The sequence below is a fragment of the Streptomyces coryli genome, assembly GCF_011044975.1.
In the GTDB taxonomy this organism is placed as follows: domain Bacteria; phylum Actinomycetota; class Actinomycetes; order Streptomycetales; family Streptomycetaceae; genus Streptomyces; species Streptomyces coryli.
The window spans coordinates 1-828 of the sequence record NZ_JAAKZV010000571.1 but is presented as its reverse complement, the minus strand read 5'-3'; the positions used below and the strand labels follow the sequence as shown (position 1 = coordinate 828).

The window sequence follows — 828 nt, the reverse complement described above, 5'->3', positions numbered from 1 at the left end:
GGGCAGGCCGGGCAGGCCGGAGAGGCCGGGCAGGCCGGAGAGGCCGGGCGAACCGGGCGGACCGGGCGGACCGGGCTGGCCGGGCTGGCCGGGCAGGCCGGGCAGGCCGGGTGGACCGGGCAGGCCGGGCAGGGCGGGTGGACCGGAGAGGCCGGGCGGACCGGAGAGGCCAGGGAGATCGGGGAGACCGGGGAGATCGGGGAGACCGGGAGGGTGCCGATCACCGCACCGTCGCCCGACGACGGAGGCGAGGCCGCAGCCGCGACGCCGCCCCCGCTCCGCGGCGCCCGCTTCGCCGGCGCCGCCGGAGGCGCTCCCACGCGTCCGCGGCGGACCGAGGCCAAGCGGGCCGAGTCGGCGCGCGGAGCCGAAGAGGCCGCTGCCGCCCGCCGCGCAGCCGCGGCCACCGCCGAGCGGATAGTGCGGCTACGAGCTGAGGGCCGTACCGGCGAGGCCTACGCGGAGCTGACCGCCGCCGCGGCGGGCCCGCCCGGCCGGCTGCCCGGGCTCCTCGCCGCCCTGGAGCGCGCCGGACTCGCGGCGGACACCGCCACCTTGCTCTGGGAAGCCGGCGGCCTGCCCCCGCACCGCCTGGCCGCGGCGGCCGCCGCCCTCGCGGAGGCCGGGTTCGACCAGGCGGGCGGGCAGTTGCTCCGCCAGTCGGTGTCCCGCCCGGCACCGGACCTGGTAGCGATAGCCCACACGCTCCAGGAAACCGGCCACCCCGCCCAACTCCAGGAACTCCTCCTGGCATTCATCCTGGCCCGCACCTCCACCGAAGCCGTCACCCTCGCCCTCGCCGACCCCGGCCTCATCACCCCACCCCTC

The 828-nt window shown here is 79.7% G+C and carries 1 pseudogene; it reads left to right on the top strand.

Going from position 1 to position 828, the window contains the following annotated elements:
* Positions 1-828, top strand: a pseudogene (locus G5C51_RS42245) (hypothetical protein); the annotation flags it as partial.